This is a genomic window from Streptomyces sp. NPDC006208 (assembly GCF_040613775.1).
Lineage (GTDB): Bacteria > Actinomycetota > Actinomycetes > Streptomycetales > Streptomycetaceae > Streptomyces.
This window is the reverse complement of record NZ_JBEXSW010000082.1, coordinates 1-18,843: the sequence shown is the minus strand read 5'-3', so window position 1 is coordinate 18,843 and position 18,843 is coordinate 1. Positions and strand designations below refer to the sequence as shown.

Here is an 18,843-nt window from a genome sequence, read left to right as displayed (position 1 = left end):
CGAACTGCTCAGTGGCCTGCGACAGCGCCACTCTTCGGCAGCCAGCCCCGTCGCCCGTCCTGCGTCTGCTCTGGCTTAGAACCCCACTGCCGAACTTCCCGGTACGCGCGCCTGCAGCCGACGCCTTTACCGAGGTGCTGCTCACTGACTTCACTGCTGGGTACTGCGCACTGCACTTACGGGTACTGCACTTGCGTTAACTGCGGTACCGCTCACGGCGGCCCCTGATCACTGCGGGCCACCCGGTCCGGCCGTCAGTCCCGTCGCCGTCCTGCAACAACCCTGGCTTCGAAACTCCACCACCGCACCGTCCTGCGAACTGCAACTGCGGGTACTGCTGCCCGGCAGTTCGTCTCTGCCAGGCCCTGCTGTCTCTCTGGGCTACGAGAGAAACCATAACCACACCACCACCCAATGTCTACTCCGGCCAGCATAGATTTTCACGCGTTCGACAGGGAGGTAATCGACCCCGAACAGCGACGCAAGAGGAGCAAAGCCGTCACTGCCCGGGTTAACGGCCCGCAGGCCAGGGCACAAGCACCGCGCAGTAGGGCCAGGCATTGACCGTCCAGAGACCAGGGTGACCTGATGGACACGATGAGCGTCAACGTCGCAACCCTCCGCTCCGCAGCATCCGGGAAACGATCGCCTGCACTCGACGACCAAGATCAAGTACTTAGCGCCGCCATCTGCACCGCTGGCCCCCAAGGCCGAACTTGCCTGAACAACCCGCAGATATCCGTCAGGCATGTGTGCCCGAGGGGCACTTGCCTCACATGCCTGACGCTTGGATCTGCACCCGAGATAACGTCCGCTGTTCTCTACTTCGCCCCGATCCCGCTCAGCGCGGCCGGCTGGTGGAAATCCGGGACAACCTCGTTGACCGCATCGCCGAGGCGGAAAGGGAAGGCTGACTCGGCGAGATCGAAGGGCTCCGCGTCAGCCTGGCCGGCGCCGAGTCCAAGATCAGCCAGATCGAAACCGCGTCCCCCGGCGGACTGGCGAGCTCCTGGCCGTCGTCGCCCGCGTCTCGTTCATGTGAGGCCGGCCGCGATGACCAACGAGACGGTGAACCGCGCACATATCGGCCGAGTACACATCTCCCGGAGCGAGCCTCGGGCGCGAAGTTGGGGCTGAGGTCAGCCCGCAGGAGCGTGCCGTCTTGATGTACCGGTCAGCGGTGGAGCAGGCCGATGGTGATGAAGTAGCCGCATCCGGCGGTGATGAGTAGCAGGCATGAGACAAACATGATCCACACCCGCTGTGTGTATCAGAGGGACGTCCGGCCCCATGTGTGTGGCTCGGCTTGTGTCACCCCGCTGGATGCGCGTGTGCCCGTCGGGTTCTGACTGCGGCGGCGCCCGGTCGGGCGGCACCGACGGCGGGGCTACGGCCAGGTGGCGAGCTTCTGGCCGGATGGCTGGTCGGTGAGGGTGATGCGGGCGCTGGCGGTGCTGCCGTAGTCGCCGATCCAGCTGAGGAATTTTCGGTCCGCGACTGCCCGGTCTTCCCACCAGCCGTGCATCGTGGGCTGGCCGTCGATGGTGAGGGTGAGGTGGTAGGAGATAGCGCTGCGGGTCGGGCTCGGACATGACCCCAGTGCGGCAGGGTCGCTCCAAAAATCGAACATGTGTTTTTATCGGTGGTGAGCGCCCCGCGATGAGGAAGAGAGGTGGTCGGAGTGACGGATCACCTGACCGAGCGGCAGGAGCGCATCCTGCGGTGCATCCGCGAGGAGATCGTCGCCACCGGAGAAGGACCCAGCATCCGGCGGATCGGTCAGCTCGTCGGCCTGTCGTCGTCCTCGTCGGTCGCCTACCAGCTCGGTCGCCTCGAGGAACAGGGCCTGATCGCTCGGTCCGGCCGCCGCTGGCGCGACTGCCACGTGAGATGAGCGAGGATCTCCCCCCGGACCGGGAGCGCCTGCGCGTACTGGAGATCTACCTGGCCCTCACCCTCGACCGCGTGCGGGCGCAGATCGCGTACCTGGACCAGCAGGCCGCCGTCCGCCGGGGCTCGGATCTCCCGGCGCTCGTCCCGGACTGGGTGCTGGAGCGCGGCATCGGGCAGGGCGCGCCGCCGCTGGCTGTGCATGTGGGCGGCTGCCACACTGCCGGGAAGCGGGTGCACACCATCGGACGCAGTCAGGCGCTGAAGGCTCTCGCCGACGGCGTGGAGGCGTGCTCGCACTGCCGGCCGGACACCGGCCTCGGTCTGCTCGACTAGGACGCCGCTCGCTTCTTGGTCGTGGTCTTCTTCGTTGCCTTCTTCTTGGTCGGCGCCTTCTTCTTCGGCATGTCGTGCACCGTCGCGTCCTCGCCGCGGGCCTCGCGCGCCTTGGCCACGGACTCGTTGAGGGCGGCCATCAGGTCAACAACCTGCCCGGACGGCGTGGGCGCTCCTGCCGGGGCGGGCAGCTTCTCGCCCTGTGCCTTCGCATCGATCACGGACGCCAGCGCCTCCCGGTAGTGGTCCGTGTACTCCGGCAGCGTCTCCTCGGTCATCGAATCCATGAGCGCGATCGCGCCCTCGATCTCCTGCTCGGTCAGCTCGACGTCGGGCGGAGCCAGCTCACCGGCGGAGCGGATTTCGTCAGGCCAGCGCATCGCGTGCAGGACGATGACGTCGTCCTGCACGCGAAGGAGGCCGAGGCGCTCCCTGCCGTGCCACGCGAACATGCCAGGTGCGAGCGCTTCAGCACGCCGAGACGGTTCCTGGCAATGCGGTTGTCGTCGTGGGAGGTGCGGACCACAGTGTCGCCCAGTTCACCGCGGCTGCCAGTGCACGGTGAAGCGGGCGACGTGGGTGCGCTGGATGAGCCGGGCCAGGTGCACCCCTTCCACCTCCAGGTGAAGGAAGCCGTCCTCCTCGGCCGCCGCAGGCCCGACGGGGAAACTGACGCCCGATCAAGCCGCAAACGCGGTAGAACGAAACGATTATCCGAAGTGTGAAGTCCCGGCCGGAAGTCCGTGCCGCACCCGCGGCGGGAAGACCGCGACGAAGTACCACACCGCCCGCTTCATCACGTCTCCCAGGCCGTAGCCCAGGACCGTGAGCAGTTGCAGGCCGAGGTTGAAAGGGCGCGCGAAGACGCCCAGGCCCAAGCCGCCAAACTCCAAGAGTCGGCGCGCGGTGCCGAAGCGAAGGTCTCGCAGTGGTGGGTCGAGATGCAGCAGAACTGGCGCGACCATACGGCCAAGGTGAGCAGAGACATCGAGACCCGCAAGCAGGAGCACAACGTGGCTCGTGCGGCCCGCGAGGCCGACCGGGCGGAGGCGGATGCTGTCGCCGCAGTCGAATTCGCGTTGGCCGCCATCGAAGAGGCCGAGTACACGGTCCTCGATGCCCGGCTGGCCCGCATGGAGGCTGACGAGAAGGCAACTGGATAGCGCGCCCGACGGCATCGCCGGCCCGCTTCGTATGAGGGGGATCGGACGGGGACCGGAGTAGGCCACCCAGTTGTGTTGCGTGGCACGGATCTCTCAGTGGCGCACCGCGCGCTCCGGCGGGATCCCTGGCCGGTCCTTCGGCAGCAGCACCCGCAAGGCACCCGGCCGGATTCCGCACAGGACGGGGAGAGGAAGCCGCACCGTTTCACCGTCGATGCCTGCGTCCAGCTGCCGCACGTCACCATGCAGCGTGATGCCGGGAGCCGACCAGACGACAACCCCTTCGTTCGGCGGGCCGGCGGCACCGCGCTGGTGCTGTCGCAGCTCGCTGCGCAGGTGCCGCAGAAGATCCGGGGGCGTCTGCGCCGGGCGCTTGAGGACAATGGCGCCCAGCTGTCCCGTGGTGAGTGAAAAGCGACGCCCCAGCCAGCGCGGTGTGGCCAGGTGGTAAGGGTTGTTGGAGATCAGCACCACCTGTGGGAACTCGACGGTCCCCCAGGGGGTGTCCACGCGGGCCTCGACCCACTGCTCACCCTTGAGATAGTCGGGCGCCACCGTGGCAAATGCGCGAGGCTTGTCCTCCCGGTACCCGGGCTCCAGCAGCGCGTCGGCGTACATGCCGAAAGAGACGTTGTTGACGAAGACACGCGAGCCGAGCACCCCCAGGTCGACCTGTACGGGCTCACCGTCAACCAGGGCGTCCAGCGCCCGCCCCGGATCGCGGACGTCGAGGCCGAGGTCCCGGGCGAAGTGGTTGCGGGTGCCCGCCGGGACCACGACCAGCGGCCGGCCCTCGTCGGCTGCCACCGCGGCGACAGCCGACACGGTGCCGTCGCCGCCCACCGCCCCCAACACCTGCGCCCCCTCCTGGACGGCGTTCCTCGCGAGCGACGCCGCGTCCCCTTCCGCGCTGGTCGTCCAGACCTGGGCGCCCATGTCCTCGGCCCGCTGCACCAGGCCGTAACGAGCAGTCTTGCCGCCGCCCGAGCGCGGGTTCGTCACGATCACCACCCGGGCACGCGTCTGAGCGCCGGCCATCACCGCACCCGCTCTCGCCGTTCAGGGCGGCCTGCGGCCAACCGGTTGACGTAGGACATCGCTGCCTCCTGACGGCGTGGCGGCGGTACTGAGCAGCGCCGGTTGGCGGCGCGTCCGTGCGCTGCGGGCAGCCGGGCAGATGCTGTCTGCGGCAGCGAGGCGGCCGGAGTCTCGCCGCGATCAGTGCTGAGGGTGCGGGTGGGAGCGGAATGCAGGCCGCCGCGTGGCAGTGGTCCCAGGAGCGAGACGGCCGACTTCGATGCGCATCCTGATGGCGTGGAACACCTCGATCACGCCGAGGACGATGGCCATGACGCCCGCCGCCAGGGTGAGCGCGCCGATCGAGGTGAACGGCGAGACGATCAGCACGACGCCCGCCAGCATGCCGATGATCCCGGTGAAGAGCATCCAGCCTCGCGCCGGCGTGTTCGGGGCCGAGGCGGCCGTGGCCGTGACCATGGTCCCGCGCAGCAGCCAGCTGAAGCCGATCCACAGGGCGAGCAGCAGGATCGACTGCAGGGTGCCGCGGAAGCAGATCAGCCCGAGCAGGACGGACAGCGCGCCCGTGAGGAAATGCAGCGCCCGAAGATGTCCGGGGATGTGCGTGCCGAAGGCGGCGGCCAGCTGGAAGACACCGATGACCAGCAGATAGATACCGAAGAGCACGCCGACGACCCGCAGCGTCTCCTCCGGCCAGGCAAGGACCACGACGCCGAAGGCGATGGCAGCCAGGCCCGTGGTGAGAAGGATCTGCCAGCCCATGTTCGCCAAGCCTGCCAGGCTTTCGCCGAGGGAGGCGTCTGGTGGCTCGGCGCCGTGCTGGGGCGCAGTGCCGGTGCCTGATGGGGAATCGGAGGGAGATGTCATACCAGCTCATCCTTCCGAGAACAGAGGGGGCTGATCGGTTCCCCTCCATCGTCACCCCGCCCGGCCCCCTGTCGCCTGGCGAGGACGGAGATGGCCAAGTGATACCTGCTGTGCCGCTGCCGTCGACCGGGACGATGCCGCATCGCGCGATCTCCGTGCGTTGCTCGCGATGCCCACAATGCCGGGGCTCCTCGCCCCCCGGAGGCTCGCCGACGATCCGCGCGGAGACACTTCCGGTCGGCATCCTGATGCTCATCTCGCCCGTGCGGTACGAGCCCGGGCGGGGCCGGCGGGCATGCGGGGACCTCAAGCGGTACGGCACGGCACCGCGATGGGCGTGCATCGTCCAGGCTCGCACAGCTTCGGCAGCGCCTTCGGGTCTCGGTCAGGTGCACGATGCCAACGAACGAAAGCGGGCGAGCACGGACACTGGATCGCTCGTAGATTGACAGGGCAGGCAGTCGCGCTCGCAAGCAACGGAGAGCGCGTGATGACAGCGGATATCGACTTCACGGCGTTCTTCGACGCCACACCAAGCCCGTACCTGGTACTGGACACGGACCTGGTGATCCGCTATGTCAACCCGGCATGCCTGAGGAACACCGGGCTGACCAAAAACGAGTTGATCGGGAAATACTTCTTCGACGCCCTGCCGGAAAATCCCGGCATCCACGACGACGCAGAACGGAACCTGAAAGCGTCCCTGCACCGGCTTCTGGACACCGGGCAGCCGGAAACCGTGGTGCTGCAGCGGTACGACATTCCGCGCCCCGACCAGCCGGGCGGGTTCGAGGAGCGATGGTGGTCCGTGATCCACACCCCGCTTTCCGGAGCTGACGGCAAAGTGAAGTGGATCATCCAACACGTAGAGGACGTCACGGCCTTCGTCCACTCACCCCGGGAACGTCAGCTCAGCGAGGAGTTGACCGAGCGGGCGAAGGGCATGGCAGCCGAGCTCTACGCGCGGGCCCGCGAGCTGGACCGGCTGAACCAGGAACTGCGTCAGGCCCACGCCCGCGAACAGCAGGTCGCCGTCACCCTGCAGGAAGCCATGCTCTCCGTCCCCGACCTGGACCGGCACAGCAACATCGCCGTGCGCTACCTGCCGGCGACTGAGTCACTGAATGTCTGCGGCGACTGGTACGACGTCGTCGACCTCCCACCCGACCGCTACGCCGTGGCCGTCGGAGACGTCGTCGGCCACGGCCTGCACGCCGCAGCCGTCATGGGCATGCTCCGCAGCGCCTTGAGCGCCGTCACCCGCGCCATCCCCAGCCCCGCCCAGGCCCTGGAAGTCCTCGGCCTGTATGCCCGCTGCGTGGACGGCGCGATGGCCGCAACCGCGGTCAAGGTACTCATCGACACCCGCAGCAAGCTGATCATCTACAGCAACGCCGGACACCCACCGCCGATCCTGTGCCACTCCCACGGGCCCTGCGAACTGCTGGACAAGGCCACCGATCCGCCACTGGGCACACGCGAGCACCACGTTCCCCGCCCCCAGGCCGGCCTCGCCTACGCACCGGGAGACACCCTCGTGCTGTACACCGACGGCCTCATCGAGCGCCGCGGCGAGGACATCGACACCGGCCTGGAACGCCTGACCACAGCCCTGGCCCAGGACCAAACCCTCCCCCCTGACCTGCTGGCCGACGCACTCCTGGACCGCCTCGACGTCGCTGATGGCGCCCCCGACGACATCGCTCTCGTCATCATCCGCCTATAAGGCGGTTGGAGGGCCAGGCAGCGTGGACCAGCAGTCAGGGTGGAGCTTCCGCACCAACCACGCCCGCATGCCGCTGGCCGTCGCACGCGATCCCGCCGCCCGCCTCCGCGACATCGCCGCGGCCTGCCACATCACCGAACGCACTGTGCAGGGCATCGTCGTGGACCTCGAACAGGCCGGCTATCTCAGCCGCGCACGGCACGGACGGCGCACGCGGTACACCCTCCGCCTGGACGGCAGGCTCCGCCATCCCGCAGAAGCGCACCTGCCCGTGCGGGGCCTGCTGGACCTGATCACCCCACGCGACGGCGAGCGCTGAAAGCGCTCCTCACTCCTGCTCGCCGCCGTCGTCGTCCTCATCGAGGCGGGGTGCGTCGGGGTCGCGCAGCGGGCGCAGGGTGCCGTCGGCAGGGACGGCGGCGGTGAAGCTGTAGCGGCCCAGCACGTTGAGGTTCTTGTGCTTCAGCGGAGAGAGCCGGGCGATGTCCTCGTCGCGGATCTCGTGGCCCTCGGCCCGCAGCGCCGCGACGGCGGCGTCGATGTAACGGGTGGTCCAGAGCACCACGGCGTTCAGGACCAGGCCGAGCGAGCCGAGCTGGTCCTCCATGCCGTCCCGGTACGCCTGGTAGATGGTGCTGCGCTTGCCGTGGCACACGTCGGACCGGGACGACGAACCGCAGCCCGTCCACCGACGCCAGCAGACCGTCGCCCCAGTACCGCACGATCGGCACCTCGGCCTGGGCGGCGATCAGCTTCGCGTTCGCCGCGGCGATCGTGTCGCTACGCAGGTAGTACTGGTCGACGTGGACCAGCCGGGAACGGGTCAGGGCCTCGATGCCGGGGTTGACCACCGGCGTCATCCCGATGTTGCACGCCTCCGACACCAGCAGCGCCACCAGCGACGTGTGCAGGCCCTTCATGCGGGTGGTGCCGTCCCCCAGGTGCACGAAGGCGCCTGTGTCCAGCAACCGATGGGGAGCGCCCGCTCGAACCCTTCCCGCCGCGTGCTGGCTGGTCGCGCCCTGTCGCTGCACCGCGGGGTGCGGCAGTCTGAGACGACCCCGAAACGATCAACGGGAGGGAACGGCATGGCGTACGAGGACTGCACGTACCACGGCATCCAGGACGGGCCGAAGACCGGAAGGGGCGACGACGAGGAGTGGCAGCCCACCCGGATCCTCGTCGAGACACCCGAGTTCGGCCCCACCCAGCGCGAGACCCTGACGGTGCTCCGTGAGCTGGCAGAGCCGGGCGGCAGCGGCTTCGGCTGGGGCTACGACGGCACCGGCACCAGCAACGCCGCCGCCGCGATCCTCGCCGACGCCCTCGACCTCGGCGACCCCTTGGAATGCGGCATTCACTTCCTCTCCGACCGGGAGGACGAGACGCTCCGCCTGCTCCGTGAGGACTTCTGCGACGACGTCCTGTCCCAGCTCTGCGACCAGTGGCGTCTTCGCCGCGGTGTCATCCTGCGCTGGTCCCTGGCCTGGTATGCCCAGCGGGGCATCGACGAACGGCCCGGCGCCCTGCAGGAGCTCCCTGCGTTCCAGGACGAGAACTGACACGTAGTTCGCCGAATACGGCCCGGGGCCCCTATGGCGCTGCAGAAGAGCGCCGGACAGCAGCGTGCGAGACGAAGTGCGCCAGCGGACTGCGGGACGAGGCGGCTCTCCGCTCCCGGCTCACCCCCGAGCAGCGCGCCGAGGAGATCCATCAGCGCAGCGCCGCCATCCGGAAGGCTCGGGCCGACCAACAGGCGGCAGCACGGGCACACCGGGCTCTGGAGGGGCGCGACTGCGGCGCCGTCCACGACACGTCTTCGCGGAACCGCGGCGGCTTGCCCACTTTTGTGGCCCCGTGTCAGTCCAGAGGCGGGACTGGTGACCCTGCGCTGTCCTGCTCGTTGAATGTGGCAGTGCACGCGCAGAGCAAGGCTTCGGGAAATGTCGTGGTTCCGAGGGCCTTGATCACGTGGGGCGCACGGCCTGGAGCTCGGCCGCGGCTCACTGCTGTGGACTGGCCGCTGGCGCCCTGGGCGACGCTCGGCCAGCCGAACTGCAGGGGCGGGACCCGATGGCCTCGCCCCTGCAGGCCCTGGACGTCAGCGGGATCTCTCGCCGTGGACGTACTCGGCGTACCCGGTGAGCTCGCTGGCGTCACGCAGGGAGGCGAAGGACGTCGTGAGCAGCTCGTCGACGGTGAACTCCTTGTCCTCGACGGCCTTGCGCAAGCAGGCGGGCTGCTGGAGCGGGATGGAAGGAGAACGCCGGAGATGCTTGACGGCCTGGGCGACCTGCTCGACGGCCTCGTCGCTGTCGAGGTTCATCGCCTGCTCGACCAGACGCACACCGGCGACCGGCGTGGGGGCATCCTCCAGCGGTTTGTTGATCTTTATCAGGCGCCAGGTGTTCTGCCAGGCCGCCACGTCCGCCTTACGCCCGCCGCAGGCCAGGATGAACGCTTCGACGAACGACCACTTGGGCAGCGTGTTCCGGCGCAGGGTGTCGCTGATGGTGCTGGTCGGCAGCAAGTTCCGGGTACGGCGGGACAGCTGTACCAACGACAGGCCGGACCAGGCCTGCAGGATCTTCAGCTGGCGGACGAAGTCCTCCGGCGTGACGGCCTTCGAGGGGTCGGTGGCGAGCGGCACGATGGACGGCTCGCTCGGCCGGGCGTGGCGCGCACGGCGCCGGCGCAGCGGGGCGAGGTGTTCGGTGTCCTCACGCTCCTTGACCTTCTTCCAGCGCTCGAACCGGTCGTCAAGGTCCTCCTTGACCTCGGCGGTGGACAGGGCGTTGAGGCTGGATATGTAGGCCGCGGTGACCGGCCAGGTCGGTACGCGGTCGCCGCTGGCGGCCTTGGACAGGGTCGAGAACGACACGCCGCACTCCGCGCTCATGGCCCGGTAGTGCGGGTTACCCGCCCGCTCGCGCGCGCCGCGCATCAGGCAGCAGAAGCCGCCGGCCGCGCTTTCGTAAGAAGTGATCGTTTTTTCGGGGCGCCCCATTGCGTCCTCCCGAGTTCTCGGCGCCGGGTACGGGAAATGCCGACCCCACCGGGCCGGCATTTCCACTTGTGGATCGAGGTGAGATCGCCCGTCAGCGGCGGCGGACCAGACCGACGGCACGGCGCGCGACATCGACCGCGGCACCGCCGGCAAGGTAGAGGACGCTGACGGTGTCCGTGGGCGTGTACCCGGCGCGCAGGAGCGCGGCGAAGCCGCCGACGAAACAGACGATCACGACGATCAGCACCACCAGGCGGGTCGGGAGGACGAGCTGTCCCCCATCTCGGGCGGCAGGCAGCTCGCACGCGGTGACCTGGGGGATGGCGCGACACCGGAGGGGCCGGCCTGAGCGGCGGCGGTGTCGATGGCGGAGGGCAGGAAGCGATTCATCACGGCTTTTCCTTCACGTCGAACTGTCTAGCCCGGCATCCCTCGAAAGAGAGCAGTGATCACGACCCGTTGGCGTTGACCGGGATCACACATTCGTAGGTTCCGATTTCGACCACGATAAGCCAGCGCGTAACCGCGTCACAACCGACCCTGTTTCCTTAGACATTGAACCTTTGCCCATGGCTTTACTTCTAGTTTCAACCCGCCCGCCGGAGACCCCCGGAGGCGGCTGGACGCTTATTTGTTTCCCGCTTTCCGGATCCATCCGAATGTGACGCCCTCATCACTTCAGGGAAACAAAGAAACAACCATCATCCCAGGTCAGGCACCCTGCCTCGTCCGACGCCGTCCGGAAAAAGCCGGAAGATTTGACACCGCAAGGGAAACAACCCTTAATGTTCCTGGTTGGGGTCCCATGCATATGGGCAACAACTCATGGAGGGACTCGTCTGCTAGCGCGGACGAATCCGTTTGTTTCGGCCGCTGGGCGCGTTGGCGCGAGGCCTGGCAGCCGCGGGGCGAAAGCCCCGATCTGGGGGGAACATTCAGAGAAACCCACCCCGCGGAGCCCGGCTCGCCATAGGGCCGGGCTTTCCCAGTTTCGCGCCCTTTATAGTCCGTTTCCCCCGAGTTGGACACATATCGCCGGGTCCCGGGATTGCTTCGGCTCTTCTCGCCATGCCGACGGTGCCCCTGCAGCGCCCGGCGGACGACCGCGCGGGCCGGTCAGTCAGGACGTCACTGTCAGCGGAGACGGATGGAGCGCCAGCCCCGGCCATCACGGCTGATCGCCCCCAGCTGCTGCAGCCTTCTGAGCTGATATGCCACCGACGACGGGCTCGACAGCCCCACGCCCCGGCCGATCTCCCGCACCGTGGGTCCCTCACCGTTCTCCGCGATCCACTCGCGGACACAGGCCAGGACCCGCCGCTGGGTCTCGGTCATCTCGTTCACGCCGCCTCCTTCCAGCGGGACGCGCGGGCGCGGTTCCGCAGCTCCGCCCGGGCGGCCGGCGACCGGCCCATCTCGGCCCAGAAAGGGTGACTGGCCAGACGGCACGACAGCAGAACTCGACCTCCGGACCGCTGCTTGATTCGCGCAAAGCGCCGCCGGAGACGATCGAGATCAGGTCTTGGATCGAGCGGCCGAGCCGATCGAGGGAGGGCACCACCAAGGTGTCGCCGGGCCGGAGGAAGTCGAGGCACTTCCACAGCCCCTCGCGCTCCGCGTTCTTGCCGACTTCTTGTCGTCGATGGTGCCGGTGGACAGCACCGGCGCCAGCATGGGCCAGTTGTCGTCCTCCCCGGCGGCTGGCGGGTACAGCCGGGAGGAACCGATGTTCTTCGCCTCAGCATCAGCTTGAAGTCGAGCATGTGGGCGAAGGCGAACCCGACGATCGCGACACTGCGGGTGTCGGTGTACTGCCGGTCGACGACCATCTCGGTGCAGTGCCGCAGCACGCCCTCGAGCATTGCGGCGACCTCGGAGGCGAACAGGACTTCAACTGCGAGTAGACGATTTCTCATGATCACTGAGCGATCGGCCCGTATCGTAGCGTTACCGGCATGGCCGACGATGACGACAGCCTGGACCACCAGGGCATGGTGATCGAGCTGAGCGGGGGCCAGCCATTTTCGACGGGAGGGGCGAAATGGCGGAGCAGGCTAATGTCTTACGGTTCATGGTGCTGCGGGCTCCGGAGCTGCCGGCGACCGATGCCGCTCGGCAGAACCTCATTCGCGACGATGTGCTGCGCAGCACCGGCCGCGTCGACCGGGATCTGTTCTCGGCGGCGTCCACGTCGGACATCGGCAAGCTGATCTACCAGCTCGTCTTCTGCACCGACGACGTCCCGGCACCGGGCACCGACTCCGATCACATCCTTGACCGGCTGACTGGCGACCTGACCAAGGTCACGACGCCGTGCGGCGACACTGGCCCGGAGGAGCTCCGCCCGCTGTCGCTGATGGTCGACCGCCAGACCTTCCAGCGCGACGAGACCCACTACATGGTGCCCGACCGCCTCGCCGACCTGCCGGCCGGCTCCCTGCCGCCGTTTTTCGGCGACATGATGCGGGCCGTGGAGCGGGCCCTGGCGTCGGACGACGAGGCCGCGATCCCGGTGCTGATGAACGAGCTGCGCGCCATCCGCGACGACGCGCCGCTCTACAACACGATCTTCACCGGCGACGGCACCACCGCGTCCTGGCTCGATACAGCGAAGGCCGCGCTGTTCGACGCGCTCTACCGGCTGTACGTGCTGCGCCGGTGGGCGCCGGTCAACTTCGACGAGATCCTGCGCGGGCTGCAGCTGCTGCACACGCTGGAAGCGCTCGCGGTCGACGAGCTGCTGGCGAAGGCGGTGGACGGCAAGGGCTTGTTGCCAGCCGAGGACGCGATGTTCCGCGCGATCCGGCTCGACTACCAGGAGCTGCGGTTGTGGCGCAAGGCGCCGCTGCCGCCGCGGTTCCCTCTGATCCGCACAGTCACCGACCTGGCGGACTACATGCGGGCGATCCCCGTGGTGCACCCGCTCTTCGCCCGGCTTCACGGCTTCCGCAAGCCGTTCAACCCGATCCGGCACATCGGGGTGGGCGACCTCAAGGTGGTCAAGCAGTGGTTGATCAACTACGAGGTCGGCGAGATTGCGCACGTGGAGAACGTGCTGATCGGCGAGACCCGCACCAAGGTGCACCGCCACTTGGAGAAGACCGAGGACGTGTTCACCTCGTCGAGCGAGCAGGTCGGTGAGACCCAGCAGGACAGCCAGACCACCGATCGGTACGAGCTGAAGCGCGAGACGGAAAACCTCGTCAAGACCGACCTGAACGTGAACGCGTCGCTCGGCTTGAACGTCACGTACAACAACCCGGGCGGCTACACGATCGTCACGTCGGCCAACGGCGGGTTCGCGTACGGCCGCTCGCAGACCGACCAGGTGAAGATCTCGTCGAACTTCGCCCGCGAGGTGGTGGAGAAGGCGGTCAGCCGGATCGAGACCCGGGTCAGCCAGCAGCGCACCACGACGAAGCTGTTCGAGACCGAAGAGACCAACACCCACGGCTTTAGCAACGTGAAGGGGTCCAAGCACATCAGCGGCATCTACCGCTGGCTCGACAAGCGCTACCGCGCCCAGGTGTACAACTACGGTAAGCGGATGATGTTCGAGTTCCTTGTGCCCGAGCCGGCGGCGTTCCTGGTCGAGTCCCGGATGCGGGCCCTCGAGGCGACCGTCGAGCTGCCCCGGGTCCCCCAGGCGCCGGACATGGCCACCCTGCCCGACGACATCGCGAACCTCACGCTCGAGGGCGTCGACGACGCGTACGCCGATCTGAGCCGGCGTTACGATCTGAGCGACTTGCAGCCGCCCGTGTTCAAGCGGTCGATCGACTTCGTGGACACGTCCACAGGCCAGGCGCAGTTCGCCGAGAAGAACCTCGACGAGTCCCGGTGGCAGAGCCGCACCTTCGTGTGCCGCGGCGGCCTCAAGGGCTATCGGATCACCCGGCTGCGCATCGAGGGGTACCTGTACTTCTGGGGCCGGCAGGGCCTGCCCACCGACTCCGACGGCAACCTGGCGGACATAAATACCTTCGAGGTGCGGGTCAACGGCCAGGTGCTGCACCAGCGGGTCGAGAACAACGCCGAGCGGTGGTATGTGGGCTTCGGCAACTACCCCGCCAACGTGACCGGCGACATCGAGGTGGTCGCCGCGCATCCATTCGCCTCCGACGACGTGACGCTGACGTTCGGCTTCTGGGACATCGAGGACTTCGACCTCAGCGTGCAGGCCGATCTCGAACTGTCCGACGAGGCTGGCAACGAGTGGCGCCGCAACGTTCGGCGCCGGGTCTTCGACCTGGAGACCCGCAAGGTCGACGAGACCAACCGGCAGCGGGAGCAGAGCTACCAGAGCGACCTGGCCACCTACGCGGCGCGCCGCGACGAACTGCGCGCCTTGGCGGTCAACGACCTGCTGCGCAGCCGATCCGAGGCGGTGAACCGGCAGCTGATGGAGCGCGAGCTGAAGCGGCAGGTGCTCGCGATGATCACGCGCGAGCTGACCGCCGACCCGGCGGACGACCGGAACTCGTTCCGCGACCCGCTGGGCGTCCGCCAGGTCGATTCGGAATATCACCGGTTCATGGTCACCGAGAAGCCGCCGGGCAAGCCGACCACGATCGAGGCTCGGTTCGAACCATTGAAGGCCAGGACCGAGATCCCGGTGGCCCGGCTCGACGTCGCCCGGGAAAAGGGCCGCCACGTGCAGTTCCTCGAGCAGGCCTTCGAGTGGCCGCAGCTGTCCTACCTCTGCTACCCCTACTTCCACGCGGTGCCGCAGCGCTGGGTCGACCTGATGAACCGCGGCGATGACGTCGACCCAGCGTTCACCCAGTTCCTCCAGGCGGGATACGCGCGGGTGCTCCTCGCGGTCACGCCGGCCTACGACGATGCTGTCCTGCACTACCTCTGCGACGGCAAGCCGTGGGACGGCGGGCGCTCGCCAGTCATCGGCGACCCCCTGTTCATCCCGCTGCACGAGGAGATGCGCCGCCAGACCGACGACGTGCACGGCGGCGTACCGGAGGGCGATGCGTGGGAGTTCACCCTGCCCACGTCGCTGATCTACCTCGACCACAGCACCACCCCCCTGCCGTCCGTGTCGCAGCCGAAGCCGTGACCGTCGTCTACCGGATCGACGCGGCGCCGTCGCTGACCGACGTGCGTTCAGCGCAACAGCAGCTGGCCGAGCAGGCCGCCGACGCGATGTCAGCCCTGCTCACGGCGTTGCATCGGGCGTACGCGGACCGCCTGGCGCAATACCGTGAGGAACTGGACGTCCTGACGGCCACCTCCGGCACGCCCTTCCCCGAGGTGACGCTCACCCTGGACGGCACAGAGGTCCCGCTTGCCATTGACGACCAGCTCTACACGTCGCTCTTCGACCTCTACCTCTTCTACGGTCCGGACGGCGTGGCTGAGGTCGCCAGGGCTCTCCAAGTGCGCGGGACCCGCGACCGCGCCCCCACCCTCTCCTCGGCCCGCCGGTTCTTCGTCTTCACCCGCAACTGCCTGAATCTGGTCGTCCGGGAGAGCCTGATCCGCATCGAGCAACTAGCGGCGCAGCCCCTCTTCGACCAGCTCGGCAAGGTGAACCGGCAGATCAGCGCCGCCTTGCTCGGTGACCTGAAGGTGACGCTGGTCGAGGGCGAGCGACATGGCATCGCCATCGACGACGACGGCCCGGTGGTAACCGTCAAGGATCCCGATCGCTACCGGCTGGACAACCGCGACCGCGCCGACCTGATCCATCGCACGGTCTCCCCCGCGCTGCGCGCCCGCGAGCAGATGGCCCGCCTACTGGATGACCAGTCCACCGCCGGCATGCAGGAGCGCGCCGACGCCGCGCGCGCGTTCGCGCTCGCCCAGCAGCAGGCCTACCAGGCCACCCCGTTCGCCCTTCTGATCCTGCCCGGCCTGGCCGCCAGCGCCGGGCCGGCAGAGATCGAGGACGCGCTCGGCGCACTGCTCATCAAGCTCGGTCAGGACGTCGACGCGTTGGGCCGGGCGACCGTGCCCGGCCGCTCCCGCATCCGCGCCGACCTGGCCGGCCTGCGCGACGCGGACCCGGACAAACACGTGTCCATCATCGAGAACCTCTACCTCGACGGGCCGCGCGGCATGCAACTCGGCCTGATCGAAACGGCCCGGGGCCGGATCGACGACGACCCCGGGTACGCCGCCATGCTGCACCCCGGCACGCTGCTCCAGCTCATGTCCTCCGGAGCGGTGGCACCAGGCAGCTTCGACCACAGCGTGCTGCACCACTGGCTGCTGCTTCTCGGCGAGGAGACCGAGAACCGCACCCGCCGCCGGGCGTCACAGCAGCGTGCCCTCAGCGTCGCCTCGGCCTGCCTTTCACTGCTCGCCCTGGCCGCGCCGCCGCTCGCACCGCTGGCGCTGATCGCCGACCTGTCGCTGCTGGCATTCACCATCTACAGCCTCGGCGAGCAACTCAACGCGCTCGACGAGGCGGTCAAGACCCGGCTGCCGGAGCTGAACGCGGCCGACCACGAGTCGCTCGTCGCGGTCGGGACGGCGGTGGCCGAGCTGACCGCCTATCGCGGCAGCCTGTCGGTCGAGGCAGCCACCCAGCTTGCGCTGTTGCCGGCCGCGCAGATCAGGGCGTTCGGAATTCTGCTGAAGGCGCACGCGTACTTCAACGACGTGCGCACGCTCTACCAGGAGGCGACCCGTGGCTAGCCGGTTCGACCCGTCCGCGCCGAAGGCCAAGGCGCTGACCGCTGGGGTCGAGGCGCAGCCGCCGCACCTGCGCCCGGTCGCGCCGAAGGTCCTCACCGTGCCGCCGCCCCACCTGCAGCTGTTCACCCTGGTCCGATCCGTGCCTCGGGGCGCCGAGCGGCTCACCGACCTGCGCAAGCTCTTCCCGAACCTAGAGCAGCAGGTGGAAATCTTGCTCACCCGGTATGGGCAGAAGTCGTCGCTGTTCGGCATGTCCGGCCCGGGCGTGCTCGCCGACCGCATGCTCCAGTACGTCGGCAACTTCGGCTTCCGCGCCACCACGTTCGCGGAATTCATCCGAGCGCTACGCGGCTATCGCTCGAACATGAACGGCGAATGGTTCCACTGGAGGGTCGAAGCCGACCCGAACCTGCGCGCTGACGTGCTCGCCTGGTCCCGTGCAGAGCGCGACACGTTGCAGAACCTCGCCAAGAACACCTGGGGTCTAAGCGCTCAGCGGCTTGCCACCCGTACCGAGACCTTGGTGGACACGACCGGCTCGGCGCTCGTCCTGCCGTCCGGCGGCCGGTTCCAGGACCCTCTGTTCGCCACGGACATCAAGGTCCGCGTGCCCGGCGGCAGCCCTCGCCCGTTCGTCGACAGCATGACCGTGTCGTTCTACCTGCCGCGGCAGAGTAGACGGGCCAGCCATCTGAGCCTCACGGCGCTCGGGCAATACAAGTTCCGCTGGGCGATCAACAAGCTCGCCAAGCAGATGAGCGAGGATCCCGGCCGGCTCACCCAGGGCGACGCCAAGCTGCTGTTCAAGGTGGGCGGTGTCGACCACAGCTTCTTCGCGAATCAGGTGGTCTTCTCGGCACAGCAGGGCGTCCCAAACCTCAACCGGTACGCGGTCACCCACTTCAACGACCTGCCGGTCGACGTGCCGAAGCCTGCGCCCGTCTACGCCGCCGACCTGGAGACCCTGCTCGGCGGCGAACGCCCCCAGGTCACCCCGTTCGTGGCCCGGGGCGGCACGGTACGCGGCATCCTAATCGAGATGAACATCCGCTCCGGCCTGTTCACCGACCTGACGGCCCTTCTCCTCGGCCACTGAGCACGGCGCGGTGCCGGGCCGCGAGGAGCGGTAGAACCGCTCCACCAGCGGCAGGTAGTTGTTGCCCAAATGGGCTGAGACCGCTTCGTGCGCCGCCGACAACGCGGCTACCCCGCCCGCCTCCGGGTGTGAGTAGTTGGCGTACAGGAAATCCCGGTGGGAACGATCTTGCTGGGGTTCGCCTACCTCGTACGGGCTTCGAGCTGACGAGGGACTGTGCCGGCGCGCAGTTCGCGCAGGTCGGGGATGTGGTTGTAGAGAGTGCCCGGGGAGACGCCGAGGAGCTTGGCGATCGAGGTGATGGAGCGGCCCGGGTCGGGCAGTAGGTCGCGGGCGGCACGGATGACTTCCTCGGTGGCAACGCTGGGGCGCCCTCCGACCCGGCCGCGGGCGCGGGCGGCGGCCAGGCCCTCGTTGGTGCCGATGACGATGAGCTCGCGGATGAACTCCGCCAGGGCGGCGAAGACGTGGAAGATGAGCCTGCCGCCGGGGTGGTGGTGTCCAGGTTCTCGTGGAGCGAGGTGAAGCCGATCCCACGGTCGCGGAGTTCGGCGACCATGTTGATGAGGTCCTGGAGGCTGCGGCCGTAGCGGTCGAGCGAGGGGACCACGAGGGTGTCGCCCGGGTCGAGGAAAGCGTGGCACGCCTTCAGCTCCGGTCGGAGCGCGTTCTTGCCGGACTTCTTGTCCGCGAAGATCTTCCGGCATCCGGCGGCGGTGAGCGCGTCGAGCTGCCGTTCGAGTTTCTGTCCGCCGGTCGAGACCCGCGCGTATCCGATCTTGATCTCGGTGCGGACGAGTGGCTCGGCGACGAGGAGGTCCGGCCCGTCGGCCGGTTCGAGGGCGGTCATGGCCCCGGATCATGTCAGAAAACGGTGGCCTGGGGTTGTTGAATGGTCCAGGTTTTTGAAGGGGTTATTGAAGGCTCTGCGTGGTCTGGGCACCCCTCCGGGGCGATCTTCAGAAAACGAAGGCGAGCTCAAGCGGTCAGCGCATCACCGCTGTTCAGGAGGTCAGCGTAGACCTCTGCCGGAGTGCGGTAGCCATGGGTCTTGCGCGGACGATGG

At 68.1% G+C, this 18,843-nt stretch carries 16 protein-coding genes and 3 pseudogenes; 9 read left to right on the top strand and 10 right to left on the bottom strand.

Annotation, left to right across the window (positions count from 1 at the left end; translation table 11 throughout):
• Positions 1-1,387: 1,387 nt before the first annotated feature.
• Positions 1,388-1,630, bottom strand: a complete 243-nt coding sequence (locus ABZ208_RS37680) for a hypothetical protein (protein WP_356913966.1) — start codon at positions 1,628-1,630, stop codon at positions 1,388-1,390.
• A gap of 51 nt (positions 1,631-1,681) precedes the next feature.
• On the opposite strand from ABZ208_RS37680, the gene ABZ208_RS37675 reads away from it, so the two are divergent.
• The gene (locus ABZ208_RS37675; RefSeq protein WP_356913965.1) at positions 1,682-1,894 is read left to right on the top strand and encodes a winged helix DNA-binding protein; all 213 of its coding nucleotides are present in this window, start codon (positions 1,682-1,684) and stop codon (positions 1,892-1,894) included.
• Positions 1,891-2,226 (top strand): DUF6233 domain-containing protein, encoded by a 336-nt coding sequence (locus ABZ208_RS37670; RefSeq protein ID WP_356913964.1) that lies wholly within the window; start codon positions 1,891-1,893, stop codon positions 2,224-2,226. Before ABZ208_RS37675 ends, ABZ208_RS37670 begins: the two co-directional genes overlap by 4 nt.
• On the opposite strand, the gene ABZ208_RS37665 is transcribed toward ABZ208_RS37670, so the two are convergent.
• Positions 2,223-2,636: a hypothetical protein gene (locus ABZ208_RS37665; protein WP_356913963.1), complete on the bottom strand. Its 414-nt coding sequence runs from the start codon at positions 2,634-2,636 to the stop codon at positions 2,223-2,225. The two genes, ABZ208_RS37670 and ABZ208_RS37665, sit on opposite strands and share 4 nt — an antisense overlap.
• Positions 2,637-3,059: 423 nt before the next feature.
• On the opposite strand from ABZ208_RS37665, the gene ABZ208_RS37660 reads away from it, so the two are divergent.
• On the top strand, positions 3,060-3,389 hold the full coding sequence (locus tag ABZ208_RS37660; protein WP_356913962.1) for a hypothetical protein: 330 nt from the start codon (positions 3,060-3,062) through the stop codon (positions 3,387-3,389).
• A 93-nt stretch (positions 3,390-3,482) separates the two neighbouring features.
• Here ABZ208_RS37660 and ABZ208_RS37655 read toward each other — a convergent pair whose 3' ends face one another.
• Both ABZ208_RS37655 and ABZ208_RS37650 read right to left on the bottom strand, forming a co-directional pair.
• The gene (locus ABZ208_RS37655) at positions 3,483-4,427 is read right to left on the bottom strand and encodes a diacylglycerol kinase family protein (RefSeq protein ID WP_356913961.1); all 945 of its coding nucleotides are present in this window, start codon (positions 4,425-4,427) and stop codon (positions 3,483-3,485) included.
• Positions 4,428-4,607: 180 nt separating this feature from the next.
• Positions 4,608-5,294, bottom strand: a complete 687-nt coding sequence (locus ABZ208_RS37650) for an HdeD family acid-resistance protein (RefSeq protein ID WP_356913960.1) — start codon at positions 5,292-5,294, stop codon at positions 4,608-4,610.
• Between the two features lie 490 nt (positions 5,295-5,784).
• Here ABZ208_RS37650 and ABZ208_RS37645 point away from each other — a divergent pair, with 490 nt between their 5' ends.
• Positions 5,785-7,020, top strand: a complete 1,236-nt coding sequence (locus ABZ208_RS37645) for a SpoIIE family protein phosphatase (RefSeq protein WP_356913959.1) — start codon at positions 5,785-5,787, stop codon at positions 7,018-7,020.
• A gap of 22 nt (positions 7,021-7,042) precedes the next feature.
• Positions 7,043-7,339 (top strand): ArsR family transcriptional regulator, encoded by a 297-nt coding sequence (locus ABZ208_RS37640; RefSeq protein WP_356913958.1) that lies wholly within the window; start codon positions 7,043-7,045, stop codon positions 7,337-7,339.
• Between the two features lie 9 nt (positions 7,340-7,348).
• Here ABZ208_RS37640 and ABZ208_RS37635 read toward each other — a convergent pair.
• A pseudogene (locus tag ABZ208_RS37635) lies at positions 7,349-7,973 on the bottom strand (Tn3 family transposase); the annotation flags it as partial.
• 135 nt (positions 7,974-8,108) lie between these two features.
• Here ABZ208_RS37635 and ABZ208_RS37630 point away from each other — a divergent pair.
• Positions 8,109-8,582, top strand: coding sequence for a hypothetical protein (locus tag ABZ208_RS37630; protein WP_356913957.1), 474 nt, complete (start codon positions 8,109-8,111; stop codon positions 8,580-8,582).
• A gap of 539 nt (positions 8,583-9,121) precedes the next feature.
• On the opposite strand, the gene ABZ208_RS37625 is transcribed toward ABZ208_RS37630, so the two are convergent.
• The 4 genes and pseudogenes from ABZ208_RS37625 to ABZ208_RS37610 form a co-directional block, all read right to left on the bottom strand.
• Positions 9,122-10,027, bottom strand: coding sequence for a helix-turn-helix transcriptional regulator (locus tag ABZ208_RS37625; protein ID WP_356913956.1), 906 nt, complete (start codon positions 10,025-10,027; stop codon positions 9,122-9,124).
• A 91-nt stretch (positions 10,028-10,118) separates the two neighbouring features.
• A complete protein-coding gene (locus ABZ208_RS37620; protein WP_356913955.1) occupies positions 10,119-10,274 on the bottom strand; it encodes a hypothetical protein in 156 nt (51 codons plus the stop codon).
• Positions 10,275-11,161: 887 nt separating this feature from the next.
• Positions 11,162-11,362 carry a hypothetical protein gene (locus ABZ208_RS37615; protein WP_356913967.1) on the bottom strand — a complete coding sequence of 67 codons (201 nt, stop codon included), beginning with the start codon at positions 11,360-11,362 and terminating at the stop codon, positions 11,162-11,164.
• A 163-nt stretch (positions 11,363-11,525) separates the two neighbouring features.
• A pseudogene (locus tag ABZ208_RS37610) lies at positions 11,526-11,708 on the bottom strand (recombinase family protein); the annotation flags it as partial.
• A 360-nt stretch (positions 11,709-12,068) separates the two neighbouring features.
• Here ABZ208_RS37610 and ABZ208_RS37605 point away from each other — a divergent pair.
• The 3 genes from ABZ208_RS37605 to ABZ208_RS37595 are packed head-to-tail and all read left to right on the top strand — an operon-like array spanning position 12,069 to position 17,777.
• A complete protein-coding gene (locus ABZ208_RS37605) occupies positions 12,069-15,098 on the top strand; it encodes a hypothetical protein (RefSeq protein WP_356913954.1) in 3,030 nt (1,009 codons plus the stop codon).
• Positions 15,095-16,681, top strand: a complete 1,587-nt coding sequence (locus ABZ208_RS37600) for a hypothetical protein (RefSeq protein ID WP_356913953.1) — start codon at positions 15,095-15,097, stop codon at positions 16,679-16,681. The genes ABZ208_RS37605 and ABZ208_RS37600 overlap by 4 nt, the downstream gene beginning before the upstream one ends.
• Positions 16,674-17,777, top strand: coding sequence for a hypothetical protein (locus ABZ208_RS37595; RefSeq protein ID WP_356913952.1), 1,104 nt, complete (start codon positions 16,674-16,676; stop codon positions 17,775-17,777). The genes ABZ208_RS37600 and ABZ208_RS37595 overlap by 8 nt, the downstream gene beginning before the upstream one ends.
• Before the next feature lie 182 nt (positions 17,778-17,959).
• Here the strand turns inward: ABZ208_RS37595 and ABZ208_RS37590 are convergent.
• A pseudogene (locus ABZ208_RS37590) lies at positions 17,960-18,627 on the bottom strand (recombinase family protein).
• Positions 18,628-18,843: the final 216 nt, after the last annotated feature.